Genomic DNA, 25887 nt, shown 5'->3' on the forward strand with positions numbered 1-25887 from the left:
CGCTGCCGCGCCGTCAGTCACGGAGACCTCCCATGGGACTGCCTAAGCTTGCGCCGGCGCAGGCCGCGCATGATAAGCTCAAGGCGCTGGGCATTCTGGCGCTCAATGGCATGTTCGACGAAATGGATGCCGTTGGCGTGCTGCGGTATGCGGTGAGTGACGTGCTGCCGGGCGATCTGGCGATCGTTTCGTCCTTTGGCGCCGACTCTGCGGTGCTGCTCCATATGGTGGCGCAGGTCGATCCGTCGATGCCGGTCTATTTTCTCGAAACGGGCAAGCATTTCCGCGAGACGCTGGACTATGTCGAAACGCTGAAGCGCCAGTTTGGGCTGATCAACGTTCATGCCATTCATCCGAACCCTAATGACGTGGCTCGCTTCGACCCCAATGGTGATCTTTGGGAGACCGATCCGGACTCCTGCTGCCATATCCGCAAGACCGAGCCGCTGGAGCCGGTGACCGAGCAATATGGTGGCTGGGTGACGGGGCGTAAGCGCTACCAGACGGTGGAACGCGGCGTGCTGCCGCATTTCGAGCTGACGAGCGACGATCGCATCAAGGTCAATCCGCTGGCATATTTTTCCGACGCCGACGTGGTCGAATACCGCCAGAAGCATAACTTGCCCGAGCATCCGCTCTATGCCAAAGGCTACAAGTCCATTGGCTGCGCGCCCTGCACCTCGATCGTTGCCGAGGGCGAGGATCCGCGCGCCGGACGGTGGCGCGGTCTCAACAAGAAAGAGTGCGGCATCCATTACGATTTCAGTGGAGCGATCGCCAACCCGATGACTGCCGCCAACCGCCACACGCTCTGGAAAGACGGCGCCTTCATCGCCGACCCGTTCCGCGACTGGGAAGAGGGTACCAACCCGTCTGAAGCGCGCTATGTGCATGTGCCGCTTGCGGTGTTCCTGGCCAATCGGGTGGAGTTCCTGGCCAATCCGCACCCGCTTGGGCTGCTCGTGTCGCCCGGAGAGAAGATCGAGGATGTGGAGGCCGACCTTTCGCGCTTTGCATCGGTCGCCATCCGCTTCCCGGCTTTCTCGGACGGGCGCGGCTATTCGACGGCGCGGCTTCTGGCGGAGCGCTACAATTTTGCCGGAGAAATCAGGGCTGTGGGCGATGTTCTGCAGGATCAGATTCCGCTGATGCGCCGTTGCGGCTTCAATGCGCTGGTGGTGGTGCATGAGCCAACCCGCCAAGCGCTGATTGAAAACCGCCTGCCGGAAGTGGCCGTGTTTTACCAGCCGGTCGGCGTCACCGAAATTCCTTTGGGCACGCGCCCCTTTCTTCGCCGCGTCTCCTGATATAATCGGATCGCACTAGTCATATTTCACCGCTGGGCACCGGTCCTGCGGCCAACGGATTGAGATTGAATGAGCACTGAGATCACCACCGACGTCGTTGTCATCGGCGCTGGCCCCTGCGGGCTGTTCGCGGCTTTCGAACTCGGCCTGCTCGATATCAAATGCCACTTTATCGATATCCTTGACCGTGCGGGCGGGCAGTGTGCCGAGCTTTATCCGGAAAAGCCGATCTACGACATTCCTGGCTTTCCGGTGGTGACCGGCCAGCAGCTGACCGATAACCTTATGGCGCAGATCGCGCCGTTTTCGCCCGAATTCCATTTCTCGCGCATGGTCAATTCGCTGGAAAAGCTCGAAGACGGCACCTTCAAGCTGCAGACCGATGCCGACGAGACCTTCTACACCAAGGTCGTGGTGATCGCGGCCGGCGGCGGCTCGTTCCAGCCCAAGCGTCCGCCGGTGCCGGAGATCGAGCAGTTCGAGAACAAGTCGGTGTTCTATGCCGTCCGCAAGATGGACGATTTCAAGGACCAGGACGTGGTGATCGTCGGTGGCGGCGACTCGGCGCTGGACTGGACGCTCAACCTCGAGCCCATCGTGCGGACGCTGACGCTGGTGCATCGCCGCGACGCGTTCAAGGCGGCGCCGGCTTCGGTCAACAAGATGAAGGAGCTGGTGGCCGACGGTAAGGTCAACTTCCAGCTCGGCCAGGTCGCCAAGCTCGATGGCGAGAACGGCCAGATCAACCACGTGCACCTCACCACCGATGCGGGCGATCTGTCCATCCCGGCGACGCGGCTCTTGCCATTCTTCGGGCTTACGATGAAGCTTGGTCCGGTGGCTGACTGGGGCCTGGAGCTCAACGACAATACGATCGTCGTTGACACGGAAAAGTTCGAGACCTCGGTGCCGGGTATCTTTGCCATTGGCGACATCAATTACTATCCGGGCAAGCTGAAGCTGATCCTTTCCGGCTTCCATGAAGCCGCTCTGATGGCGCAAGCGGCCAAGGCAATCATTTCGCCGGGTGAGCGGGTGGTGTTCCAGTATACGACGTCGAGCACCAAGCTGCAGAAGAAGCTTGGGGTGGCTTGAGGGCTTGCCACGCACTCGATTGTCACCCCGGCGAAGGCCGGGGCCCATCTTGAGGTCCCAGGATGGATCCCCGCCTGCGCGGGGATGACATCCGGTGGGGTGAGGGCGATGTGCCTTGCGGTGCGGCCCCAAGGGCGCTAAGCCCATCGCGCTGTTGAGGAGCGCCTTATGAAGATCAATGTCACGGACCAGGCTGGCGAAAAGCATGAGCTCGAGGGGCTCGAGGGCTGGCGCGTGATGGAGGTCATTCGCGACTGGGGGCTCAACATCAAGGCCGAGTGTGGCGGGGCGCTGAGCTGCGCAACGTGCCATGTCTATGTCGATGGCGAGTGGCTCGATGCGGTGGGTGCGCCGAGCGACGAGGAAGAAGACATGCTCGATAGCGTCGGCGACGTGAAATCGAACTCGCGGCTGAGCTGCCAGATCCTGTGTTCGGACGCGCTCGACGGGCTGACGCTGACGCTGGCGCCGAGCGCGGCCAAGGACTGATGTGATCGCGATCTTAGCTGCGTATTAAAACCTATGGGCGCAGCATGGGGAGATTTCGCTTTTCCCATAATATTATAGGTTTGTTCGATGGCTTCCGTCTCCTGCCAGGCCTGCAAAGACGGGCAAGAATTCCCCGTCGCCTTCACCATGGCGTTCCAGCCTATTGTCGACGTCGTCGCCCGCGAGATCTGGGGCTATGAGGCGCTGGTGCGCGGCACCGAGGGGCAGGGGGCGTATTCGGTTCTCTCCGCGGTCACGGAGGCGAATCGCTACGTATTCGACCAGGCCTGCCGCGTCAAGGCGATCGAGCTGGCGGGGACCAAGCTCCCGGCATCCTCCACGGCGCGGCTCTCGATCAACTTCATGCCCAACGCCGTTTACGAGCCGCGTGCCTGTATCCGCGCGACGCTCGCGGCGGCCGCCAAGACGCAGTTCAATCCGCGCCGGTTGATGTTCGAGTTCACCGAGAACGAGCGCATGAGCGATGTCGACCATGTCGCCAATATCGTTGCCGAATATAAGCGCATGGGGTTCATGACCGCGCTGGACGATTTCGGCGCCGGCTATGCGGGTCTTGGGCTGCTCGCAAAATTCCAGCCGAACCTCATCAAGATCGACATGGAATTGCTGCGCGGCGTCGACAGTTCGCCGGCGCGGCAGGCGATCATTGCCGGGATCGTCGGCATTGCGCGGCAGCTCGATATCGTGGTGCTGGCCGAGGGTGTCGAGACCGAGGCCGAGATGATGACGCTCAAGGCTGCGGGGATCGCGCTGTTCCAGGGCTATTATTTCGCCAAGCCGCAGCTCGAGAGCTTTGCAGGGCTCGAGCAGATGAATTTGGCGGCGTAGCTATCTCGCTGCGTCCTGCGTGACCTTAACCAGTTCGGGAATGAAATCCCGGACGGTGGGTTGCGCCAGGGTGTCGAAGGGCAGGGGGCGGACGACGCGCATGGCGGCGATGCCCACGCGGACGGTCATGAGGCCGTTGACGACGCCTTCGCCGAGGCGGGCGGAGAGTTTGGCGGCAAGGCCCTGTCCGACCAATTGCTCGACGATGCCATCGGTGAGAACGAGGCCGCCGGTGACCGCCAGATGCGCCAGCACCGAGCCGGCGAGGCGCCAGAAGCCGAAGAAGCCGGGGCGGGCGCCGTAGAGCGCGGCGATGGCGCCGGCGAGGCGGACGCTTTCGTAGATGACGAAGGCGACGTCGATCAGTGCGCGCGGTGAGACGGCAGTGACGAGGGCCACGCGGCGGGCGGAGGCGGCGGTTAGGGCCTTGGCGCGGGCGTCGAGGGGCGCCATCAGGGTGCGCTCGGCGAGAGTGATGACTTCAGTGCCATCGAAGAGGTTCGGCAGGTGCCCGGTCAGTGTTTCGCGGGCGCGGGCAAGATCGGCGCGACCGGCATAGATGGTGGTGAGCTGATCGGTGACGGTGCCGGCGCGCTTTCGGTCATTGTCGATGCTGGCGCGGGCGGCTTCCTCCTTGAGGCTGTCGAGGACACGGAGGCGGCGCAGCGCGAAGATTTCGCGGGCGACGAGGGCAATGACGGCGAGGACAAAGAGGCCGAGGACGGCAAGCCCGAGAATGCCCAGATATTCGTTGGTGGCGAAGAGGTCGCGGATGAGGCGGTCGGCGGCGAGACCTAGAGCGGCGGAGACCAAGATGCCGCCGGTGGTCCACAGGAGCTTGCCAAAGCCGCCCATGCGGCGGGGCGGGGGCGCGACGAGGTCGGGTTCCGCTTCGGGTTCGAAGACGGTTTCGACTATCTCGGCGCGGTCGGGGGTGAAGGCGCGAGGCGCGCGCGTTGCTTCAGCGGGCTCGGAGACGGTGCCGGTGGGGCGGGCGATCGGCTTCATGCCATCCAGTCTCCGATAAGGTAATCGAGCGCCCGGTCGAGCCGGATATGCGGCAGGACGATATCGCCGGCCGCATTGCGCTCGAGCCGCTGTGGCGGTGCGAAGCGGAGGAAGTTGAGCGCTACGGGGGTGCCATCTTCGAAAACTGAGTCCGGGCGTTCCGGCAAGTCCCCGGGAAACAATGCGATTTCGGTCTTGCCGTTGTAGGTCTGGCCTTCCAGCGTCTCGCCTGCCAGCGGCGTGCCGATCAAGGTGGGCAGGGTTTGCCCGCCCTCGCGGATCGTGCCTTCGCTGGTGGCACGGATGCCGGCGATGGCCATGGATTTGGCTTCCGCACCGGCGAAGCGGGCGCGCCTGCTGGCGCTGGCAACGAGGCGATTGAGGATGGCCTCCAGCCGGTCGTGACTGGTGTGATGGACGTGATCGGCCTTGGTCGCGGCAAAGAGGATGCGGTCGATGCGGCGGGAGAAGGGACGGAGCAGGGGATTGGCTTCGCCCTGGCGGAAGCAGGCAAGTACCGAGGTCAGCGCCGTCTCGAGGTCGGCAACGGCGGCTGGGCCGGTGTTGAGCGCGCGCAGCGTATCGACCAGCACCACCTGCCGGTCGAGGCGGGCAAAGTGGTCGCGGAAGAAGGGGCGGACAACGCGGTCCTTATAGGCCTCGAAGCGGTTTTCGAGCATGGCATAAAGGCTGCCATGGCGGGCGGCGGCGAGCGGAAGCGGGGCAAAGGTCAGCGCCGGGGAGCCTTCGAGATCGCCGGGCAAAAGAAAGCGGCCGGGAGGCAGGGTCGAAAGGGCACCGTGCTCGCGGCTGCGGCGGAGATAAGTGGTGAAGGCCAGGGCCAGCCGCTCGGCATCAGGATCGGTGGCGGGCTTGGTGGCGTCGGTCTTTTCCAGCTCGCGCAGGAAGTCTTCGGCTTCGGCCGCATGGCCGGGCTGACCCGCGCGATCGAGCGCCTCGGCGCTCCATTCGGCAAAGGAAAGGCCGAGCAGGGGCAGGTCGAGCAACCATTCGCCGGGATAGTCGACGATGTCGAGGTTGAGCGTTGCCGGGCCCCGCATGCCGGACCACCACTTGGCGGACTGGAAGCGTAGCACGATGCGCAATTGCGAGATGCGGCGGGTGCCTTCGGGCCAAGTGGGCGGGCTGGCGGTGAGCGAGGCCAGGTGCTGCTCATAGGCAAAGCGCGGGATGGTGGCGTCGGGATATTCGGCGAGCCGGGCCCCGACAAAGCGGCCATCGGCAAGCGGGGCAAAGCCGGGCAGGCGGCCTTGCGTCAGCAGGTTATGAACGAGGGCGGTGATGAAAATGGTTTTGCCGGCGCGGCTGAGGCCAGTGACCCCCAGGCGCAGGGTGGGTGTCAAGAGGCCGGTGGCGCTGTCGGTGAGGTTGGCGAGGGCGATGCCGAATTCGTCGGCGATGGTCGTCGGCGGGTTGGGCACGTGGTGTCCTCGGTGAAGTCACCAAGGTAGGGAGCGGGAGGGGGTTTGGGAAGGGGTGGGCGTGCTGATGCAGTAGACCTCATCCTGAGGTGCGAAGCGCAGCGAAGCCTCGAAGGGCGAGGTCGTGGCAAGCATGGTGTGCCCGCCCTCGTGGTTCGAGGCTGAGCTTCGCTCCGCACCTCACCATGAGGGCTCAGGGAGTTTGATGGCTCACGCTTCCTGAGCTTTTCCGATCTCTTCCAAACGGTAGGGCGTGGTTTGATAGATCTCGTTGATCCAGTTCTGGAACAACAAGTGCGCGTGGCTGCGCCAGCGGTTTTCCGGGTCTGCGCTGGTGTCGCCATTGAGGAAGAGGTTGACGGGGGGAGGCGTGTCGAGGCCTGCGGCGCGGTCGCGCTCGTATTCGTCGGCGAGCGAGCGGTTGTCGTATTCGAGGTGGTTGAGGAAGTAGACCGCGCTGTCGTTCTTCTCGCCCAGCATGCAGACGCCGACGTCAGGATTGTCGATCATGACTTCGAGATTGTCGCCCAATGTGGTGCGATCGATGTCGTTGTAGCGCGAGACGGGAACCATGGGACTATCGGAAAGGCCGCGCAGATAGGGCGAGCGCGGCGCCGTGATCCGATGCCGGAAGACGCCGAAGGCCTTTTTGTCCATGCGGTAGCGCTTGGCGCCATGGAAATGGTGCAGCGCCGCTTGAGCGCCCCAGCAGATGAACATGGTATGGTGCACATTGGTGCGCGTCCACTCCATGATTTCGAGCATTTCGGGCCAATAGCGCACGTCCTCGAAGGGAATGTTGGCGATCGGCGCACCGGTGACGATGAAGCCGTCGAACTTGCGCTCCTTCACCTCGGCCCAGGTCTGGTAGAAGGTCTTGAGGTAATCCTCGGAGGTGTTCTTGGACTGATGGTCCGAGACGCGCACCAGGGTCAGGTTGATCTGGAGCGGGGTGGCACCGATCAGCCGGGAAAATTGGGTTTCGGTGCGCTCCTTGTTGGGCATCAGGTTGAGAAGGCCGAACTCGAGCGGGCGGATGTCTTGACGCGCGGCGCGCGAGGAATCCATGACATAGACGCCTTCCTGTTCGAGCGTCTTGCGGGCGGGCAGATTGTCGGGAATTCTGATAGGCATGATGGAGCCTTAGCTGGGGAAAGCGAGAAAGCGATTCAAGCAGGCGCGAACCTCGAAAGGCCGCGCTAGCGCATTCGCTTCTCGATCGCCGCCGCCATCAGGTCGACGAACTCATCCCCATCGCGGACAGTGGCGAGGTCAGAGGCTTCGACCACATAGCCGAACTTGTCGGCAAATGCCTGGTAGCGCGGCAGGCGATCATGCAGCAGGGCTTCAAAACCCCAGGCCCCGAAGCCGGCCGGGTCGACGTCGCAATCGTCGATGATGCCATTGATCAGTTTGTACTCGGCCCATTTCTCGACCAGAAAGGGCGGGCGGTAATACATGGGCTTGGGCGCCTGCTTGAAGCGCTTCACCAGTTCGCTGGCGTCCTTTTCGGTGCCGCGAATGTAGAGCAGGGCGGTGTGGGCCGTCAGTGTCGAAACCACCGGGTCGTCCGGATCGGCGTGATCGATGACCTCGATCAGCGAACCGCCGGTGTCGGCGATGAAATCGTCGTAACCGTAAAGGGCCTTGGCGCGCTCGATGAAATAGGGGACGTCGCGCAGGGCGGCGATCTCGGCGACGCGATGCTGCTCCTGCCGGCGCTGGTATTCGGCAAGCGGCAGGCCGCCGCGATTGGTGTCTCCCGGCGTGCCGAGATAGGTCGAAAGCGGGTCGAGATTGTCGAAGGTGATGTTGGACGAGATGTAGATCGAGTCCGTGCGCAGAAGCTGGGCCAGGAACGGCACCTTCATCGCTTCGCGCTTGAAATTGTCGACGATGAATTCGCCCATGTAGCGCGTGCCGATGCGGTAGTCGGCGGAGTAGTGGAACCAGCTATTGGCGCGCAGCATGTTGGAGAGCCGCGTCTTGCCAACGCCGGCCATGCCGAACACGGTCACCGCGCGGCGCTTGGCTTTGACGAACTCATCGACGCTGGAAAACAGCATTGCTCTGCCCCTGTAGTGGCCGTCGATTTACTGCATGCGACAGCGCTTCACAAGCGAGCGGCAGAAACTGCCGGGTGGGTGGAGTGTTTTGCCGCTGACTACCGAAACATGTTGCCGCCATTGCTAAAAACGCAATGATATCAATGGGCTTAGATCTGGCATTCCCTTTGCATCGTTGCTCCCGAACACGCCTCAGGGGCGAATTGGGTTTTCGGGAGTTTGAGATGGGTATCTATGGGGCTCTTTCCAGCGCGGTGACCGGCCTAAGGGCGCAGTCCCATGCCTTGGAAAACATTTCGGGCAATATCGCGAACTCGCAGACCACCGGCTACAAGCGGATGGAAACGAGCTTCGTCGACCTGATCCCCGATGCTCCGCTCAAGGCACAGGTGCCGGGCGCAGTGCTGGCGCAGTCGCGCAGCACCAACAATATCCAGGGCGATATCCAGACCTCGTCCAACGAGACCTTTATCGCGCTCAATACCAACGGCTTCTTCGTGGTGGAGCCCAAGGTCGGCCAGTCAGATGGCAATTCGGTGTTTGCTGGCTCGAACTACTTTACTCGTCGCGGCGATTTTGAGATCGACAAGGATGGTCTGCTGGTCAACGGCGCCGGCTACTACCTCAAGGGTCTTCCGATCGATCCGGCGACCGGCAACATTTCCGGCTCGGTGCCCAGCGTCATCAAGCTGTCCAACGCCTTCCTGCCAGCCAACGTCACCAAGACGATCAACTACCAGGCCAACCTGCCGCAACTGCCCAAGACGGCCAACTACAAGCCGACCGTGCCGAACAGCGAAATGCTGCAGCCGTGGACGTTCTCTAACGTATCGGGCACGCCGCAGGTGCCGAACCGCACAGGCACCAACGTTATCACGTCGCTGTCCCCGCAACCGCCGCGGGCGAGTGGCGATACGTTTGTCGGTACGGGGGATGCGCGCACCGTCATCAACGATGGCGACGTGCTGGCCTTCGGCATCGGCGGGCAGACCTATAATTTGCGGTTCGACACGGATGGTTCCGCGTCGCAGGTGGTAACGCTGTTGCCGGGTGCTACTCCGGGGACGGTTGCAGTGGGCGGCACGACCTCGCTGCGCATTGCTGCCGGCGACCTGGCTGGCCTCCATCGCTCCGACACGCTGAACATCGGCGGTACCGCTATCGACTTCAGCGATTTTTCGGCAGATGCTGCAGGGCTCGAAGCTGCGGTCGAAGACAAGTTCAGCGGCTCCACCGCGACCTATAATGCGGCAACCGGGCAGTTGGACATTGTCTATGCCGTAGGGGTTCGCACTGCGGATGCCGCCGCTACCGGTACCGGCACGACGGTCAATGCCAATGGCGACGTCAACACCGCGCTGGCGTCGATGCAGATCGAACTGCGGGCCCTGACCGGCAACAATGACCTCACGGTCAAGCTGCGGAACGGCAAGATGGAAGTCTTCACCGGCGCCGCAAGCAGCGCAACCTTCTCGCTGGCCAGCACGCGAGCAGCAGGCACGGCGGCGGGCCAGATCTTCGGGCTTCCGAACGGCTCTTATTCCACAGCCGCGATCAACGGCGCCAATGTGGCTGATACGCCTGCCGATCTTCTGGTGCAGAACGGGCAGACCATGACCGTCAGCGTCGGCGGCACCACGCGCAACTACCGCTTCGATACCGATGGCAGCGTGACGCCCGGTACGAACGAAGTCGAGATCAATGCCGGCGGCACGGTAGCGCAGATGCTTGCTGCCATCGAAGCCGATCTCCAGGCCAATGGCGGCGTGGGTGCCTCTGGCGCCCGGGTGCGTCTCGAAGGCGGTTCGGTCAAGATCGACTTCGGCGACAACCACTATTATCCCGCTACCATCAGCGGCACCGCCGCATCGGCCATGGGCATCAACGGCACGTTTGGCGCTGCTACCGGCAAGGTCGGCAACATCACCGCTGCCGACGCAGACAAGTTCGTTGCCCAGTCCATTTCGGGCGGCGCTATCACCGTTTATGCCGCCAATGGCGCGCCGGTGAACGTGCAGATGCGCTGGGCCAAGGTCGACAGTGCGGCGACCGGCGGCGCCGATACCTGGAACCTGTTCTACCTTTCCGACAGCACGGCCACCGGCGCGGCGACCGCCTGGACCAATACGGGAATGAACTACCAGTTCGACTCCAACGGATCGATGGTGGGCACCGGGACGGGCAGCAATGTCATCAACAACCTCACGGTCAACGGCGTCCATATCGGCGAGGTCGAGCTCAAGCACGACACCAATGGCGTGTCGCAGTTCGCCGACGTCAACGGCACGGTGACGGTCTCGACACTCAACCAGAACGGCTATGGCGCCGGCGAATTTTTGTCGGTGGCGATCACCGATAGCGGACGCGTGGTGGCGACCTACTCGAATGGCGAGCGCATCGAAATGGCGCAGGTGACGACGGCGCAGTTCAACGGCGTCAATTCTCTGAAGCGCCTCGATGGCGGCGTCTACCAGACGACTTCGGAGTCGGGTGAGCCGATCTTCGATCTTTCCGGGTCGGGTATTATCGGTGGCGCGCTTGAAGCCTCCAACACCGACATTTCGGACGAGTTCACCAAGCTCATCATCACCCAGCAGGCCTATTCGGCCGGTACCCGCATCGTCTCGACCGCCGACGAGATGCTGCAGGAAGCACTGAACATGGTTCGCTAAGCGCATCAGGTCAGCGGCCCGGGAGATGTTCCGGGCCGTTCAAGGCGAAGAGGGCCGCTGAATGGGTCTGGTTACATCATTATCCAACGCTGTATCGGGATTGCGGGTCAACCAGGACTCGATCTCGATCCTGTCGCGCAACGTCGCCAATTCGGGCACGCCGGGCTATCACCGGCAGTCTCTCAATGTCATCGACTACAACTCGACCAACAGCACCTATGCGCGCTCGGCCGGCGTCGATCGCGCGTTCAGCCAGAGCCTTCAGACCTATTATAACCGGCAGGTTTCGGACACGGCATCGGCGGGCGTCACCGCGACCTATCTCAACAAGCTGCAGGGTGTTTTAGGGAAGCCGGGATCGGCCGGCTCGCTGGACAGCATGTTCGGCAGCTTCAAGAATTCGCTGCAGGCGCTGGCGACCAGCCCCGACGATTATTCGGCTCGCGCCACAGTGGTTGCCTCGGCGCAATCGATGGCGCAGCGGCTCAACGAACTTTCCGGCGTGATCCAGGGATTGCGGCAGGAAACCGAAACCCGCATTGCTAACAACGTCACCGATGCCAATGCCATGCTGGTGTCACTCGACGAGGTGAACAAGCGCATGCTCGATCTGGGCATGACGGACACGGCGCGCGCCAGCCTCCTCGACCAGCGCGATCGGCTTGTCGCATCCGTGGCCGAAGTGATCGACGTGCAGGCCAATTACCGGGCCGATGGCACCGTTGCCTTGCTGACGCGATCGGGGGTGGGCCTGCTCGATAGCGGCGTCTCGACGTTCAAGTTCACCACCGCCGGTTCGCTTTCGGCGACGTCGCAGGCCAGCCTGTCGACAGGCGAGAGCAAGGTCGGGACGCTGACGCTAACAACGCCTTCGGGGCTTTCCATCGATCTCGTGCAGCAGGGCGTGTTGCAGGGCGGCGAGTTGGCCGGGCTGGTCACCTTGCGCGACAAGACACTGGTCGAGGCGCAGAACCAGCTCGACGAGATTGCCGCCGGCATGGCCACGGCTTTTTCCACCATCACGACGCCGGGCAGCGCGGTGACGAACGGGGCGGGCGCCAAGGGTCTTGTTGCCGATGTCAGCAGCCTGCAGCCCGGCAACGACATGCTGCTGAACTATTCCGTCAACGGCGTCGAGCAGCGCGTGCGGGTCGTCAACAGCACCAATGGCCAGGATTATGTCGACGCCAGTGGCCAGCGGGTGATCTCGGTCGATCTCAGCGACGCATCGGCGGCAGCGGCCGTGTTGCAGAGCAAGCTGCCGAATCTTGCGGTGAGCAGCCCATCGGCCGGCAAGATCGAGGTGCTCGCCGGTGGCGGCGGTACGATCGAGGTGACCAAGCTTACGACCCGCAGCACGGCGACCGCCACGCAGGCCGGCGCACTGGCACTGCCGATGTTTTTGGATGGTGGTTCGGCCTTTACCAACAATCTCGATGGCACGCCGCCGCAAAAGCTCGGCTTTGCTGCGCGGATCGCCATCAATCCGGCCATTCTCAGCGACAACCGGGCTCTGGTGCAGACCGATATTGGGCAGACGCTGGGGGATGCCAAGCGGCCCGAGTATATTCTCGACCAGCTCAAATCGATGAACTTCGTGTCGGGCGCGGCACCGGCCAGCAATGGCAGCCGCTACCAGCTCAATGGCACGGTAGAGCAGATGATTGACCAGGTGCTGAACTACCAGGGCACGACGATCGGCAGCGCCATCACTCAGCAGCAGAACCGGCAGCTGACGCTCGACACCATCTCCACGCAGATGGAAAGCGAATATGGCGTCAATGTCGATGATGAAATGGCGCGGCTGACCGAGCTGCAGAGCGCCTATGCCGCCAATGCGCGCGTCATCTCGGTGGTCAAGGAATTGCTCGACGCCCTCTTCGCTTCGACCTGACGGGAACGCTTCTCATGATCGTCAATAAGTCCATGTTCCCGCTGCAGACCGGCTTTTCGGTCATCTCCAAGATGCAGGACAAGTTCGCCACGCTGCAAATGCAGCTGGGCACCGGGCAGAAGGCACAAACGCTGGCCGATATGGGTCGCGACCTGCCGGTATCGCTGTCAGTGCGGTCGCGGCTTTCTACGATCGAGGGGTACACGGCCAATATCGAGCAGGTGAACCTGCGGCTGTCGTTTCTCGACAATGCGCTGAGCCGTTTCGACAAGATCGAGGGCGAGGCGCGCAATTCTTCCGTGCCCGGCCAATACGGCACCAACAACATCAACATGGCCACGGCACCCGAGCTTTCGAAATCGCGGCTCGACGAAGTCGTCACCATGCTCAATGGCGATATTGCCGGCCGCTATATCTTCGGCGGCAAGGTCACCGACAAAGCGCCGCTGCCCACCACGGCGGAGCTTTTGGATGGGGCCGGGGGCAGGGCGGGCTTCAAGACCGTGGTCAACGAGCGCAAGGCGGCTGATGCCGGGTCTGACGGATTCGGACGACTCGATACGGCGATCGACACGACGGACCCGCTCAGCGTCGTCGTCAACCTGGCCGAGGATGGCAATCACCCGTTCGGCTTCAAGCTTTCGACCATTTCGACGGTTGGCACGGGCATAGGCAATAATGCCGACTTCAACAGCTCGCCGGCCAAGATCGACTTTACCTTCACCACGCCGCCGGCCGCAGGTGACAGCGTCACGCTCGGGTTCACCCTGCCGGATGGCACGGAAACGCAGATTACGCTGCGGGCTGTCACCACCGCGAAATCACCTCCTGCGGCGGATGAATTCGTGATCGGTGCCGATGCCAGCGCAACGGCAGGCGCGTTCAAGGCGGCGCTCGAGGGAAGCCTGCAGAAGTCGACGGCCAGCGAAATGGCGGCGGCCTCCACCTTTGCCGCTTCCGAAAACTTTTTCAATGCCGCAGGGGAGCCAGTGCTGCGCGTGGCGGGCAATGACCCGTTCAACGCCACCGCACTGCGGGTGGCCAGCAAGACCGACACGGTGATGTGGTATAGCGGCGAAAGCCCAGCCATATTCGCAACAGGCATGGGACGCCTGACTTCGGAACGCAATGGCGCCGTGGTGACGCTTTCGGAAAATGTGCCCGTGTCGCAGCAGCATGGCTTCCAGATCACCAATGCCACGGCTACTTCGGCCAATGCGGGCGGTGTTTCGCGGGCGTTGACCAGCGGCGATCCGGCAAATGTTGCCGTTAACTTCGGCGCCACTGCCGCTGCGGGCGATAAGGTCACGCTCACGCTGAGCGAACCCGGCGGCAAGCAGCGAGAGATTACGCTGACGGCGGTGGCCGGTACTGCAGGGCCGGGTCAGTTTTCCCTCGGCGCCACACCGGAGGCGACGGCGGAAAACTTCAACAAGGCCATGCAGCGTTCGATCACCGAGGCGGCGACCGATGCACAGGGTAATCCGCGCCAGTCGGTCAGTTCGGCGATCGAAGATGCCGGTCGCGTCAACTATGGCATGCAGGCCAATGAAGCCGGGTATTTGCGGATGGTGCGCTCGCTAGCGTCCATGAGTGTCGAGACCTATCCGGAACTTGCCGGCACCAGCGATCCCAATTCTGCCGACCTCTACCCGGCCAAGGCGCGCTTCGACGCCATGGCCGCCCGACAGCAGTCGCAACTGTCCGAGGGCCGGAACAACGAAAAGGGTTCGATCGAACTGGTGACGATGGAACTCGGGATTGCGCGCGCGTCGCTTGAGTCAGCGGGCAAGCGCCACCAGAACTACAAGAGCCAGCTCGACAACCTGCTCAGCGATGTGGAGACTGTGAGCAAGGAAGACGTCGCCATGGAGATCCTGGCTTTGCAGACAAGGCTGACGGCGAGCTACCAGGTGACCTCGATGGTGAGCCAGTTAAGCCTCGTCAACTTCCTGCGCTAAGCAGATAGGTGACCACCTAAAAAAAGGCCCCGCAGTGCGGGGCCTTTGTTTTTAGCTCAGTTGCCGCGGAGACCGGCGGCGAGCTGGCGGTTGATGTTGATCAACGGGTCAAGCCGGTTGGGGGCAACGGGATCGAGGAGGATTTCGCGAGTTTCGTTGAGGATGAACATGCCAAGGTTCGCGATGTTCTGACGCACGGGGGCGCTCAGCGGATTGTCCTCGCGCGTGACCGAGGACATGAAGATGGTCCAGAGCTTGCGATTGAAGGTCAGGCCATTGCGCAGGACCTCGAAATCGGTAGGCCAGTTGTCGCGCAGATTCTGCATTGTGGCAGCCGATTTGATCAGCAATGCCGCTTCGCGATCGCGCGGGGTTTCAACTGTTTTCGCTGTCGCCTGGTAGGCTACGGCCGCCTGATGCTGCATGGTCTAGAAGGTCCTGTTCATAGGCAATCAGCTCACGGGCTGACCTCAATGCTTTGTACAATGACCCCGTTAAGATGTCGTTATTTATGCGGTCAACAATGGCCAAAGACGAGGGAACCGCGGCGATAAAGTCGTTCACCAGCGCGAAGTACTGCTCCTTCATCGCCCCGATATCTTCGGCGATATACATGAGCTGGACGGCTAGATAGACGCGCTTGGCGGGAGTGTCGGCGGTCTCTGGCGTCAGGATGTCCTTCTCGCGCAGGATGGGTGAATTGCCGTCGATGAAGAGCCGCGTTCGCTGATCGCCATTGGTGACGATGCAGTTGCCGAGCAGCAGCTTTTCGCCTGGTTTCAGTTCCACCTTGAGTGCCATTCGAATCCCTCGTCTCTGAAGCGGCGCCTTGCGCCTTGTAGAAGGGAAGGGGGCAAGAAAAAAGGCGGGCCACATGGACCCGCCTTCTTGGATTGATTGAAGCGCCGATTAACGGAGCAGCTGCAGCACCGACTGGTCGGCCTGGTTGGCCATCGACAGGGTCGAGGAAGCCAGCGACTGACGGGTCTGGAGAGCCATCATGTTGGCAGCTTCCTGGTTCATGTCAGCCAGGGTGAGGTTGCCAGCACCGGTTTCGAGCGTGTTGATCATGGACTTGGTGAAGTCCTGACGGTTCTGAACGATGGAGAGGTTCGAACCGAAAGCCGAAGCCTGCGAACGGACCGTGTTGAGTGCTTCCTTGATGTTGCCGAGGAAGGCATCGATGTCGGTATCGCTGTCGAGGTTCTTGGCGACAATGTCGGACAGGCTCAGCTTGCCGGCGTTTAGGGTCTCGCCACCCTTAATCTGAATGTCCATCGACGAAGTACCGGTTTCGTTGAAGGTGATCTTCAAATTGTCGCCGCGCAGCAGGTTGATACCGTTGAACGAGGCATCGTCGGAAAGCTTGTCCAGCTGGTCGCGCAGTTCGTTGAACTGGTCGGCCAGGCCGGCACGAACCGAGTTGCCGCCGATCTTGGACGCACCAGCGGAGGTGCCATCCACCACGCCAGTGGAGCTTGCACCATCGACCAGCAGGTCTTCGGTCGAGAGGTTCTCGATGCGCAGCTTGCCGTTGTCATTGGAGGCACGAACCTTGCCAGCCAGATCCTTGTTGTTGTTAATCTCGTGAATTAGAGCATCAACAGTTTTTGCAGGGCCAGTGCCTTGCGAAGCGGTAACGCTTACTGGCTCAGCACCCATAAGCAAGGGAACTTCATTGGTACCCCCGTCGGTCTCGGTGACGGAAATGGTCTTCGCGGTACCGTCTGCGGGACCGGAGATGACGAGCTTTCCATCACGCACCGAAGCGGTTAGGCCCTTAACAGATGCGGCAGCTTCCCGTTGCACCACAGTGGAGCCGGCCTTAGCGGCCGTTGCTGCTGCTTCTGCAAACTTCACATTGATGAACGCCGCGGCCTTTTCAGCAGTGTCATGGATGTCCCCGTCGAGCGTAACATCAATAGAACCAGCGCCAGGTGTGGTAGTAGCTCCAGCACCGTTGCCGTCGATGGTGATGCCGAAAGTCTTGGCGTTAACGCCTGCTGTTGAGACTACGGTATTGGTACCACCCACCGCGATGCCAGCATCAGCATCAGTAGCGGTGAAGCCCAGCTTCACTGCATTTGCGTTAGTAGCGGTAAGGTTGATGCTCGCGCTGCCTCCAGTGTTAGCAGCATTGGAGTCGTACATCTCAAGCTTATCGCCATCTTTGCGCAGCCGTACGGTGCTTCCGTAGTCGGCCAGCTTCTTGTTGGTGACTGCCAATAGTTCGTCAGCAGTGACCTTCTTGTGGTCTGCAATGCCAGCGGTATCTTTGTCGATCGTGATGTTGATAGCAAGGTCGTCCTTGTTGCCTTTGATATCGAAGGACAAGGCGGTTGTGCTGACGTCAACCAGTGCTGGATCGTAGGCAGTGTTGGCCTTTACATCCTTAGCACCTTTCGCCGCAGCATCGTACTTAACCTGACTAGTCAGTGAGGCAGGGGTTGCGCTGTTAAGGGCAACCTCAACTCCGGTGTCGCCAATAGCGCCGCCTTTCAAGGAAAGTGACCCGCTCTGAGAACCATCAAGAGAGTAGGACGAGGTCTGGAATGACTTGTCCTGACGCGCTTGGCGCAAGGTTGATTGCATCGACTCAAGGTTCTTGGTGATGGCACTTAGGCCGTTATTAGCAGCTTCGATGGTCTTGATGCCATTGGCCATCGAGTCCATGAGGCTGTTCAAGTCGCCGGCGCGGCTATTCAGCGAAGAGGCGGTGAAGAAATTGGTCGGATTGTCCAAGGCCGAGTTGACCTTGTTACCCGAGGAGAGGCGATCGGAGGTCTTGGACATCAGCGAGGCTGTATTCTGCAGCGAGCTGAGGTTGGACCGCACGGCAGCGGAGAGATTGATGTTTGCCATTTGCAAGTTCCCTTTCTAGGATACTCGAGCGTGTTTGACGCCTCTTCTGAGACTGCTGGCAGATTGATCGGGGCCGAATAAAAATCCGTTAATTTGGCCATGCGGTTGCGAGGCAAATGGCGGTTTTTTGGGCGGGGTTAACGCCGGGTAATCCAAATGCAAAAGCCCGCGACAGTCGCGGGCTTCGGGGAGGCTTTGTCTGGAGGTTTACACTTCCAAGTCGCGCAGACGCAGCTCCGATTCTTCGGGGATGTCGCTGGCGCCGATGCGGGCATAGAACTCGCTCAGCGTTTGCGGCGTCGGCGCTAGGGCGCCCGAGAGAACTGCCGCAGCAAAGGTGGCGCCGGCGCTTGGCGGCTCATAGTCAGGCACCGGGTCCGGAGCAGGACGGCGATTGTAGGTGAGGTTTGCCGTGGCTTTCTCGACCGCAGACGGTGGCGCAAGCGGGGCAGGGCTGATGCCGCGCTGTGCCGACGCGGCTGCAACACTTGGCGATCCGGCGGGAAGAACTGGCGGTGCGATCATGAGCGGTGTCCTTCTGTACACGCTATGGCACGCAACGATAGCCTCGGCCCTGCCGCTCTCCGGTTTAGACCTCTAGTGGTCATTAAATCAAAAGCGACGGATCAGAGTGCCCGGTTGATCGCGATGCCCTTGGCGGAAGAAGCCGGGTCGGCAGTGACGCGACCGGCGGTGCCGTAGGTCTTGGTGCGGTTGTTCTGGCCGACCATTCGGGCGACGTCGGTGAGGACGTCCTCGGTGACAGTTTTTGCGGTGGCGAGGACGCGCAGGTTTTCGGCCATCTGGGTGGCAAGGCTTTCGTGGCCGGCGCGGAGACGGTCCATGAGCTGGGGGGCTTCGGCAACGATGCGCTTGGTCTCGCGCTGGATGGCGCGGGCAAAGGTCACGTATTCCTGGGCGAGGCGGGTCTTTTCAGGGGTAAGTTCGCTCGCCTGTCGCAGGTGGCCGGCGCGCAGGAGCATGGTTTCCTGGTTCATGACGTTGACGAGGGAGGCCAAGGCCGTTTCGGCACGCGAGCAGAGATCGCCGGCAGGGAGGGTATCGAGGGCGGCGAGGCGGGCGGCTGCGGTCATTTATAGGCTCCGGACGCGGGAGAGAACATGGATTTGCTGGTGTTGGCGGCTTCCTGGAGGGCGAGCATTTCGCCCATCAGCTGATCGGCAAGGCCGATGCCGCCGTTCTGCGCCATGGAATTGGCGAGCTGTTCCGATTGCATGCCGCGCCAGGTGTCTTCGCCAAAGCCGCCGCCGAAATTCTCGTCATCGGTCTTGATGCCGGAGAACATTTCCTTGGTTAGCATGTTGAGGAAGACGCCTTCGAGTTCCTCGGCCTGCTGGCGGATGCGCAGGGTCTGCTGCGGGGTAACGGAGGTGATGGTGTTCATCAGAGGACCTCGATCTCGGCCTGGAGGGCGCCGGCCGCCTTAATAGACTGGAGGATGGCGATGAGGTCGCGGGGCGAGATGCCCAGTGCGTTGAGGCCATCCACCAGCTGCTGGAGGGTCACGGACTCCTCGATGACTTCAAGCGCGGTGGCGGACTCGTTGACGTTGAGGTCGGTGCTGGGCTGTTCCGCGGTGACGCCGAGGCTCAACGGCGCGGGCTGCACCACGGTGGGGTTCTCGGCGATGGTGACGGTGAGGTTGGATTGGGCGACGGCGACGCTCGAGACGCGGACGTCCTTGCCCATGACGATGATGCCGGAATTTTCGTCGATGACGATCTTGGCGGGCTGGTCGGTCTGGACGATGAGCTGTTCGATGTCGGTGAGGAGATCGACGATATTGCCGTTGAAGCCGCGGGGCAGGGTGAGGCGGACGGTGGCCGGGTCTTCAGGCACGGCCGTGGGCACGCCGATGAAGTCGTTGACGGCCAGGGCAATGCGGCGGGCGGTAGTGAGATCGGGGTTGCGCAAGGCGAGGCGGAGGGAGCTTTGCGACCCGAGATGGAACTCGATCTCGCGCTCGATCAGGGCGCCGGAGGAGATGCGGCCCGTCGTGGGGACGCCGGAGATGACGGTTGCGGCGTCGCCTTCGGCCTTGAAGCCGTTGATCAGCACCGGTCCCTGGGCGATGGCGTAGACTTCGCCATCGGCGCCGAGGAGAGGCGTGACGAGGAGGGTGCCGCCCTGAAGGCTGTCGCTATCGCCGAGGGCGGCGACGGAAACGTCCATGCGGGAGCCCTGGGTGGCGAAGGGGCGCAGGTTTGCCGTGACCATGACGGCCGCGACATTGGCGGTGCGGACGTTTTCGCCGGCTGTGTTGACGCCGAGACGTTCGAGCATCGACTGCAGCGACTGCTTGGTGAAGGGGGAATTGTTGAGGCTGTCGCCGGTGCCATTGAGGCCGACCACAAGGCCGTAGCCGACAAGCTGGTTTTCACGCACGCCTTCAAAATCGACGATGTCCTTGATGCGCGCGGGAGCGGCAGTGGCAGCGGATAGCGGCGTCAGCAGGAGCGCGGCGCTCAAGGTGGCAGCGAACAGCGATCGGAACAGGCGGTTTGGCATGGGCATCCCCGTTTGCCGAAAGACAATGCGAGAAGCGTGCCAGGTTGCTAGATCATTGTTAGTGCTCGTCTTTGTTGATCATCTCCCTCGGTTCTCATAATGGCCGTGCAGTTCTTGCCGGGTCGGTTAAGCGTCTGTTAACCAGGATGGGCAGATTTTGCCGGTGTCCTGTCTAGCTCAGTGAGTCCGTTCTTGCGCATCGATGGCCCTATCCGAACCAGCGGCGTTGCGAGCCGCGCTGCCGCGGGCAAGGCCGGCAGCGGACCGGCTTTCGTGCCGGCGGGCGGCGCTGCGCCAGCGCGGGTGGCGAGCGCTGTGCCGGTAAGCGCATTGACGGGGCTCGATGCGATCCTCGCGCTACAGACGGTCGGGGATTTCAGCGAAAGCCGCCGCAAGTCGGTCAAACGCGGCACTGTGCTGCTGGATCTCCTTGAAGACATGAAGGCCGACCTTCTTGTCGGCAAGGCTTCTCCGGACCGGCTGGGAGCGATGATGACGCAACTGAGCGACATGCGGGAGCGGATCGATCCGGGGCTCGACGCGGTTCTGGACGACATAGAATTGCGGGTCCGGGTGGAGCTGGCCAAGCAGGGGCATTATCCCGCGGTCTGAAGCCGACAAGATGCGCTTTCGCCCCGTTCATCAAATTGTTGTCAGTCTTCGTTATGCGCCTGCTGCGCAATGGTCCTGCCGTGTTAAGCAGCGCCGCGCTGTGTGCTTGCCCAAGGGAGGGGAGGCGCATATATAGCGCGCCAAGGGCGCATGGGAGATGAGTCTGCTGATGTCTTCAGTTGAGGTTACCGACTATCGGCCCAGCGACAACGAGCCGTTCATGAACCCGCGGCAGCGGGAATACTTCCGGAACAAGCTGTTGTCCTGGAAAGACGAGATTTTGCGGGAAAGCCGCCTGACGCTCGAAAACCTTCAGGAAGAGTCGCAGAACCATCCGGATATGGCGGATCGCGCCAGTTCGGAAAGCGATCGCTCGCTTGAATTGCGTACCCGCGACCGGCAGCGCAAACTGATTGCCAAGATCGACAGTGCGCTCAAGCGCATCGACGATGGCACCTATGGCTATTGCGAAGAGACCGGGGATCCCATCGGCATTGCGCGTCTCGATGCGCGCCCGACGGCAACGCTGAGCCTTGAGGCGCAGGAGCTGCACGAGCGGCGCGAAAAGGTTTATCGCGACGAGTAGGCGCTCTCGCTTCTGAAGTGAAAAGCCCGCATCGCTGCGGGCTTTTTGATTTACATCCTGGACACGTTGCGATCATAGACTTCCTGGATCTCGGGGGTCATGATCTCGTCGAAGGCTTCGGTGCCGTAGACGGGACGGATGTCGATGTCGCTGTCCGAGAACATCGGATTGGGGCAGCGTTTCACCCATTCCACGGCCTCGTCCATGTCGCGCACTTCCCAGATCCAGTAGCCGGCAACCAGTTCCTTGGTTTCGGAGAAGGGGCCATCGATCACCGAGCGGTCCGAGCCGCTGAAATGGATGCGCTTGGCGAATTTGGAGGGCTGCAGCCCATCGCCGCCCAGCATGATGCCGGCATTGATCAGCTGCTCATTGTACTTGGTCATGGCTTCGAGAAGTTCGGTCGTGGGCAGACGGCCTTGCTCGCTATCCACGGTGGCTTTGACGAATACGACGACACGCATGTCTTTCTCCTGTTTTCAGGAAGGCAAGATCGCCTTCATGACGGGAAGACGAGTGGCCGAAATCGGCTTCGACATTTATTTTCCGTAGCGCTGCCGGAGATGGTTTTTGAAGTGGTCGGCGTTGAGCGGCTCGCCCGTCGCGCGGGTAATGAGGTCGGGTGTCGAGTAGCGCGAGGCCTGGCTCCAGACGCGATCGGAGCGCCATTGATTGATGGCGGTAAAGTCGCCGGCGCGCATCTGATTGCCCATATCGGGCAAGTCCTTCTTCATGGCCGCGCCGAGCTGGGCGGCGATCATGGCGCCCAGGGTGTAGCTGGGGAAATAGCCGAAGGCGCCACCCGGCCAATGGACGTCCTGCATCGGCCCATCCTTGGGATCGTCCTTCGTCGAAATGCCCATATACTCGGTCATCTTGGCGTCCCAGGCTTCCGGGATCTGGCTGACCTCGAGCTTGCCGGTGACCAAGTCCTGTTCGAGTTCGTAGCGCAGGATAACGTGAAGCGGGTAGGTGACCTCGTCGGCATCGACGCGGATGAAGCCACGTTCGACGAAATTGACCTCGTTGAGCACGTCGGCGATGTCCCAGTCGGGGATCGCCTCTTCGCCCAGATACTGGCTGACCTGCGGCAGCATGAAGTGCCAGAAGTCCGGGCTGCGGGCGAGCTGCATTTCGACGAAGAGCGACTGCGACTCATGCATGCCCATGCCGCGCGCCTTGCCGAGCGGCCAGTGCGACCAGTCCTTGGGAAGACCCTGCTCATAGAGCGCGTGGCCGGTTTCGTGCAGCACGCCCATCAGCGAGGATAGGAATTCGTCGGTGCGATAACGCGTGGTCATGCGCACGTCGGTGGGCACGCCGCCGCAGAAGGGGTGATGCGAGACGGCGAGCGAGCCATGGGTAAAGTCAAAGCCGACGGCGCGCATGGCGGCGAGGCCGAGTTCGCGCTGACGTTCGATGGGGTAGGGGCCGTTCAAAGTCTTGCGCGGGTGGCGAGCGAGCCGTTCTTCCTGCACCGCGAGAGCCTCGGGCACAAAGGTCTTGAGGAAGCTCTTGAGGTCATTGAAGACGAGGTCGATGTCGGCAGTTCGGTTGCCAGGATCGTATTGATCCATCAGCGCGTCATAAGGAGCAAGGCCCGTGGCCTCGGCGCGCAGCTGTGCTTCTTCGCGCACCAGGGCAACGACGCCTTCGAGCGCGGGCAGGAAACTGTCCCAGTCGCCCTTGGCGCGGAGGTCGCGCCAGAGCTGTTCGGAGCGCATGGTGGCGGCAGTGCGGCGCTGAACGAACTCGGTGGGCAGGCAGGTGGCGTTGACATAGGCGCGCTCGAGCTCGTTGAGCGCGAGGCCTTGATCTTCACTCAGGTTCTCGTTGCGGGCCGCATCGATCCAGTCGCGAATTTCCGGGGCTGTCGCCTGGGCGTGGTACATGCCGGCAAGGTTGGACATCGCCTCGGCGCGCTTTTCGCCGCCGCCCACCGCCATATGCGTGGCTTCGTCGGCGCCAAGGATCGAGAGCGCATGTTCAAGCGCTTCGAGGCGGCGGCCGAGATCGTCGAGTTTTTGGAAGGACATGAGGGGAGCTCCGTGTTGCCCGAGTTTTTTCACGACCCGGTTCGGCAGGCAAGGCGGGGTCTTTGTCTCTTGTGGTCCTTACGCCACAACAGTCCGTTTTTTGAGTGGTGACAATCCGTTGTGAGTTGACTGATGCGATGGTCCGCCACCTATGAAGAGGAAGTTTTTGGGGGACTTTTCGTGACCAGCATCTTCGTCAGGCGCCTTGCCGCGTCCGCTCTCGCTCTTTTCGCTGCGGCGAACACGGTGCAGGCGCAGGATTTTACCGCCGAATTCAACCGGCAGTGGGGCCTGCGGATGATCGGGGTCGATGAAGTCATGACGCAGCGTTGGAATGGCGCCGGGGTCATGGTTGGCGTTCTGGATACCGGGCTTGAGACTAGTCCTTTCCACCCTGAATTCGCTGGTCGTCTGAATGGTCTGATGTTCGACGGTTTCTGGGGGATGCCCTACCTAGATAGCGACGACAGTGGTCACGGTACCCATGTTGCTGGAACGATTGCTGCCAATCGAGATGGCTATGGCATGGTGGGCGTTGCGTCTGGCTCGACCGTCGTACCTTTACGTATTCTGGCGGATGGAAGTCCAGGCACAGTGTCCGGTGTCGATGTGCTGCGCGGTTCGGTGCGCTACGGCCTTGCCAATAACGTGCGCATTTTCAATGCGTCCTTCGGCGCCTACAGTGGCTACAACTTCGAATATGATCCAGTTGGCCGGGCGCGGACCTATTTTAACCGGGACCAGCTGATCGCCAAATCTGCCGCAGAGCTTGGTGTCTATAGAGAAGTTGTCCAAGCGGGCGGCGTCATGGTTTTCGCAAATGGCAATTGGGGCGACCACGATCCGGCGCAGTTTCCGCTGTCGGTGCAGGCGGCGGCCCCATACTATTTCCCGGAGCTGGAGCGTGGTTGGCTGGCCGTGACTTCAGTAGGTCCGACTAACCTCGCCGTTTACTCGCAGATTTGCAGCGTTGGCATGATGTGGTGCCTTTCCGCGCCGGGTGGTGATCATTCGGTGGGAACAAGCGTTCCCGGCACCGGTGATGGCGGCATTCTCGCTCCTTATCCGACGTCGCTCAATCCTGACCCGAGTGAAGGCGTGCGCGAAGGCTACATTGATGGGCGGCGCTTTGCCTCGTTTGAAGGCACCTCCATGGCTGCGCCGCACGTGTCCGGCGCTCTCGCGATTGCCAAGCAGCTTTATCCCAATGCGTCCTATCAAGACTTGCGGACGCTAATCCTGCAGACGGCGACCGATATCGGCGCTGCCGGCATCGATCCCGTTTATGGCTGGGGTCTGCTCAATGTCCGCAACATCGTTGATGCGGCTTCGCCACTTGCCGGCACGGTTTATGCGCAGCAGAGCTGGGCGCGGCAGGGCGTGGTCAATCACCTGATCGACGGGCTCAATCCCAATGCGGCCGTGGAGCGGGGCGGCGACTGGGGCTATTGGGCCATGCCTCTCGAGGTTTCGGGCACGATCAACAATGCCAATCCGGCGCTATCGGCAAGTCTTGGCGCGGCCGGACTTACGGCTGGTGTCGAGGGCGGCATTGCGCCGGACTGGTATGTCAAGGTCTTCGGTGCCGTGTCGCAGTCGACGATTGGGGCAAACGGCAATTCTGCCAGCGATACCGGCCTCCACCTCGGCGGCCAGGTCGTGTATGAAAGCCAGGCCTTGTTCGGTGATCTTACCCTAGGCGGCAGCCTTTTTGCCGGCAGTGTCAGCCGCGGCGCGGCGCCCGGCATGGGCGGCGTCATCGCCGGCTCGATCGGACAATCGGGCATGCTGGACTGGGCGCAGTGGTCGGCCATCCGGCTAGGGCATCATTTCGAGATCGGCGAGGCTGGCGTCCTTTCGCCTTACGCCTTCGGGCGACTGGTGCACCAGAACCTGTCGCCTTTCTCCGAAACCGGCTCAATCCTTGCGCTTTCCGGCGCCGCGGCCACTAGCCTTGTGGGTGAGTTGGGCGTCGGTCTCAAGTGGGAGGGGCCTAGCGTTGAAGCCGGACCGCTCGACATCACGCCGGTGCTCGATGTCGCCTATAGCCAGCAGTCGGGAACTGACACGCGGGCTTTCTCGCTGCTCGGCAATGGCACGACCGCTTCATCGGGCGCGCAGAGCGGCGGCACCCTGCAGGTTTCAACAGCGCTGGAGATGACCTCGGACCAGAGCCCGTTCGATCTCAAGCTCGGCTATACGGCACAGGTCCAGAGCAGCACGCTGGTGCACAGCGTGGGCCTCAAGCTCATGGGCTCTTTCTAGGGGCGCCGCTGGCGCCCTTTTTCTCGTCGCCCAAAGCGATGAACACGCCGCTCAGGGCCGCACCGAGCGCGACGCCAATAGCGATGCCCATTCCTATATTGTCCATGAAGGCGCCGATGACGACGCCAAGCATGACGCCGATGACCAGTGACATTCCCGTTTTCATGTGCGTGTCCTCCTGATGAGGACAATCTGAAACAGCGGCCGGTGTTCC

At 61.8% G+C, this 25887-nt stretch carries 24 protein-coding genes; 10 read left to right on the plus strand and 14 right to left on the minus strand.

The window, feature by feature from the left end; all coding sequences use genetic code 11:
* The first annotated feature begins 32 nt into the window (after positions 1-32).
* From JI748_RS04390 to JI748_RS04405, 4 genes are all read left to right on the plus strand, one after another.
* Entirely contained in the window at positions 33-1307 is a 1275-nt protein-coding gene (locus JI748_RS04390) for a phosphoadenylyl-sulfate reductase (RefSeq protein WP_201635439.1), read from the plus strand.
* A 69-nt stretch (positions 1308-1376) separates the two neighbouring features.
* The gene (locus JI748_RS04395) at positions 1377-2402 is read left to right on the plus strand and encodes an NAD(P)/FAD-dependent oxidoreductase (RefSeq protein WP_164534220.1); all 1026 of its coding nucleotides are present in this window, start codon (positions 1377-1379) and stop codon (positions 2400-2402) included.
* A 168-nt stretch (positions 2403-2570) separates the two neighbouring features.
* Positions 2571-2891 carry a 2Fe-2S iron-sulfur cluster-binding protein gene (locus tag JI748_RS04400; protein WP_201635441.1) on the plus strand — a complete coding sequence of 107 codons (321 nt, stop codon included), beginning with the start codon at positions 2571-2573 and terminating at the stop codon, positions 2889-2891.
* A gap of 87 nt (positions 2892-2978) precedes the next feature.
* The gene (locus JI748_RS04405) at positions 2979-3740 is read left to right on the plus strand and encodes an EAL domain-containing protein (protein WP_201635443.1); all 762 of its coding nucleotides are present in this window, start codon (positions 2979-2981) and stop codon (positions 3738-3740) included.
* Here JI748_RS04405 and JI748_RS04410 read toward each other — a convergent pair whose 3' ends face one another.
* The 4 genes from JI748_RS04410 to JI748_RS04425 form a co-directional block, all read right to left on the minus strand.
* Positions 3741-4748: a YcjF family protein gene (locus JI748_RS04410; RefSeq protein WP_201635445.1), complete on the minus strand. Its 1008-nt coding sequence runs from the start codon at positions 4746-4748 to the stop codon at positions 3741-3743.
* Complete coding sequence (locus tag JI748_RS04415) at positions 4745-6190, minus strand: YcjX family GTP-binding protein (RefSeq protein WP_201635447.1); 1446 nt, start codon at positions 6188-6190, stop codon at positions 4745-4747. The genes JI748_RS04410 and JI748_RS04415 overlap by 4 nt, the downstream gene beginning before the upstream one ends.
* A 210-nt stretch (positions 6191-6400) precedes the next feature.
* Positions 6401-7324, minus strand: coding sequence for a homoserine O-succinyltransferase (locus tag JI748_RS04420; RefSeq protein WP_201635449.1), 924 nt, complete (start codon positions 7322-7324; stop codon positions 6401-6403).
* 65 nt (positions 7325-7389) lie between these two features.
* Positions 7390-8256 carry an ATPase gene (locus JI748_RS04425; protein WP_201635451.1) on the minus strand — a complete coding sequence of 289 codons (867 nt, stop codon included), beginning with the start codon at positions 8254-8256 and terminating at the stop codon, positions 7390-7392.
* Between the two features lie 224 nt (positions 8257-8480).
* On the opposite strand from JI748_RS04425, the gene JI748_RS04430 reads away from it, so the two are divergent.
* The 3 genes from JI748_RS04430 (at position 8481) to JI748_RS04440 (ending at position 14783) form a co-directional block, all read left to right on the plus strand.
* On the plus strand, positions 8481-10928 hold the full coding sequence (locus JI748_RS04430; protein ID WP_201635453.1) for a flagellar hook-basal body complex protein: 2448 nt from the start codon (positions 8481-8483) through the stop codon (positions 10926-10928).
* 61 nt (positions 10929-10989) lie between these two features.
* A complete protein-coding gene (gene flgK / locus JI748_RS04435) occupies positions 10990-12822 on the plus strand; it encodes a flagellar hook-associated protein FlgK (RefSeq protein WP_201635455.1) in 1833 nt (610 codons plus the stop codon).
* Between the two features lie 14 nt (positions 12823-12836).
* A complete protein-coding gene (locus tag JI748_RS04440) occupies positions 12837-14783 on the plus strand; it encodes a hypothetical protein (RefSeq protein WP_201635457.1) in 1947 nt (648 codons plus the stop codon).
* A gap of 56 nt (positions 14784-14839) precedes the next feature.
* On the opposite strand, the gene flaF is transcribed toward JI748_RS04440, so the two are convergent.
* From flaF to JI748_RS04475, 7 genes are all read right to left on the minus strand, one after another.
* Positions 14840-15208 carry a flagellar biosynthesis regulator FlaF gene (flaF, locus tag JI748_RS04445; RefSeq protein ID WP_201635459.1) on the minus strand — a complete coding sequence of 123 codons (369 nt, stop codon included), beginning with the start codon at positions 15206-15208 and terminating at the stop codon, positions 14840-14842.
* Complete coding sequence (gene flbT, locus JI748_RS04450) at positions 15159-15584, minus strand: flagellar biosynthesis repressor FlbT (RefSeq protein ID WP_201635461.1); 426 nt, start codon at positions 15582-15584, stop codon at positions 15159-15161. Before flbT ends, flaF begins: the two co-directional genes overlap by 50 nt.
* Before the next feature lie 108 nt (positions 15585-15692).
* Complete coding sequence (locus tag JI748_RS04455) at positions 15693-17645, minus strand: flagellin N-terminal helical domain-containing protein (protein ID WP_201635463.1); 1953 nt, start codon at positions 17643-17645, stop codon at positions 15693-15695.
* A 207-nt stretch (positions 17646-17852) separates the two neighbouring features.
* Positions 17853-18170, minus strand: a complete 318-nt coding sequence (locus tag JI748_RS04460; protein WP_201635465.1) for a hypothetical protein — start codon at positions 18168-18170, stop codon at positions 17853-17855.
* A 101-nt stretch (positions 18171-18271) separates the two neighbouring features.
* Positions 18272-18739: a hypothetical protein gene (locus JI748_RS04465; RefSeq protein WP_201635467.1), complete on the minus strand. Its 468-nt coding sequence runs from the start codon at positions 18737-18739 to the stop codon at positions 18272-18274.
* Positions 18736-19050 (minus strand): rod-binding protein, encoded by a 315-nt coding sequence (locus tag JI748_RS04470; protein ID WP_201635469.1) that lies wholly within the window; start codon positions 19048-19050, stop codon positions 18736-18738. Before JI748_RS04470 ends, JI748_RS04465 begins: the two co-directional genes overlap by 4 nt.
* Positions 19050-20174 (minus strand): flagellar basal body P-ring protein FlgI, encoded by a 1125-nt coding sequence (locus JI748_RS04475; RefSeq protein ID WP_201635471.1) that lies wholly within the window; start codon positions 20172-20174, stop codon positions 19050-19052. The genes JI748_RS04470 and JI748_RS04475 overlap by 1 nt, the downstream gene beginning before the upstream one ends.
* A gap of 192 nt (positions 20175-20366) precedes the next feature.
* On the opposite strand from JI748_RS04475, the gene JI748_RS04480 reads away from it, so the two are divergent.
* Together JI748_RS04480 and dksA are read left to right on the plus strand one after the other, a co-directional pair.
* Positions 20367-20786: a flagellar assembly protein FliX gene (locus tag JI748_RS04480; protein ID WP_201635473.1), complete on the plus strand. Its 420-nt coding sequence runs from the start codon at positions 20367-20369 to the stop codon at positions 20784-20786.
* Positions 20787-20955: 169 nt separating this feature from the next.
* A complete protein-coding gene (gene dksA / locus JI748_RS04485) occupies positions 20956-21372 on the plus strand; it encodes an RNA polymerase-binding protein DksA (protein ID WP_164534203.1) in 417 nt (138 codons plus the stop codon).
* Between the two features lie 50 nt (positions 21373-21422).
* Here the strand turns inward: dksA and JI748_RS04490 are convergent, their stop codons facing one another.
* Complete coding sequence (locus JI748_RS04490; protein ID WP_201635475.1) at positions 21423-21836, minus strand: YciI family protein; 414 nt, start codon at positions 21834-21836, stop codon at positions 21423-21425.
* A 75-nt stretch (positions 21837-21911) separates the two neighbouring features.
* A complete protein-coding gene (locus tag JI748_RS04495) occupies positions 21912-23408 on the minus strand; it encodes a carboxypeptidase M32 (RefSeq protein ID WP_201635477.1) in 1497 nt (498 codons plus the stop codon).
* Positions 23409-23540: 132 nt separating this feature from the next.
* On the opposite strand from JI748_RS04495, the gene JI748_RS04500 reads away from it, so the two are divergent.
* Positions 23541-25673: a S8 family peptidase gene (locus JI748_RS04500; protein ID WP_201635479.1), complete on the plus strand. Its 2133-nt coding sequence runs from the start codon at positions 23541-23543 to the stop codon at positions 25671-25673.
* Here the strand turns inward: JI748_RS04500 and JI748_RS04505 are convergent.
* Positions 25657-25839, minus strand: a complete 183-nt coding sequence (locus tag JI748_RS04505; RefSeq protein WP_201635480.1) for a hypothetical protein — start codon at positions 25837-25839, stop codon at positions 25657-25659. The two genes, JI748_RS04500 and JI748_RS04505, sit on opposite strands and share 17 nt — an antisense overlap.
* Positions 25840-25887 lie beyond the last annotated feature (48 nt).

The organism is Devosia rhizoryzae (assembly GCF_016698665.1).
Taxonomy (GTDB): domain Bacteria; phylum Pseudomonadota; class Alphaproteobacteria; order Rhizobiales; family Devosiaceae; genus Devosia; species Devosia rhizoryzae.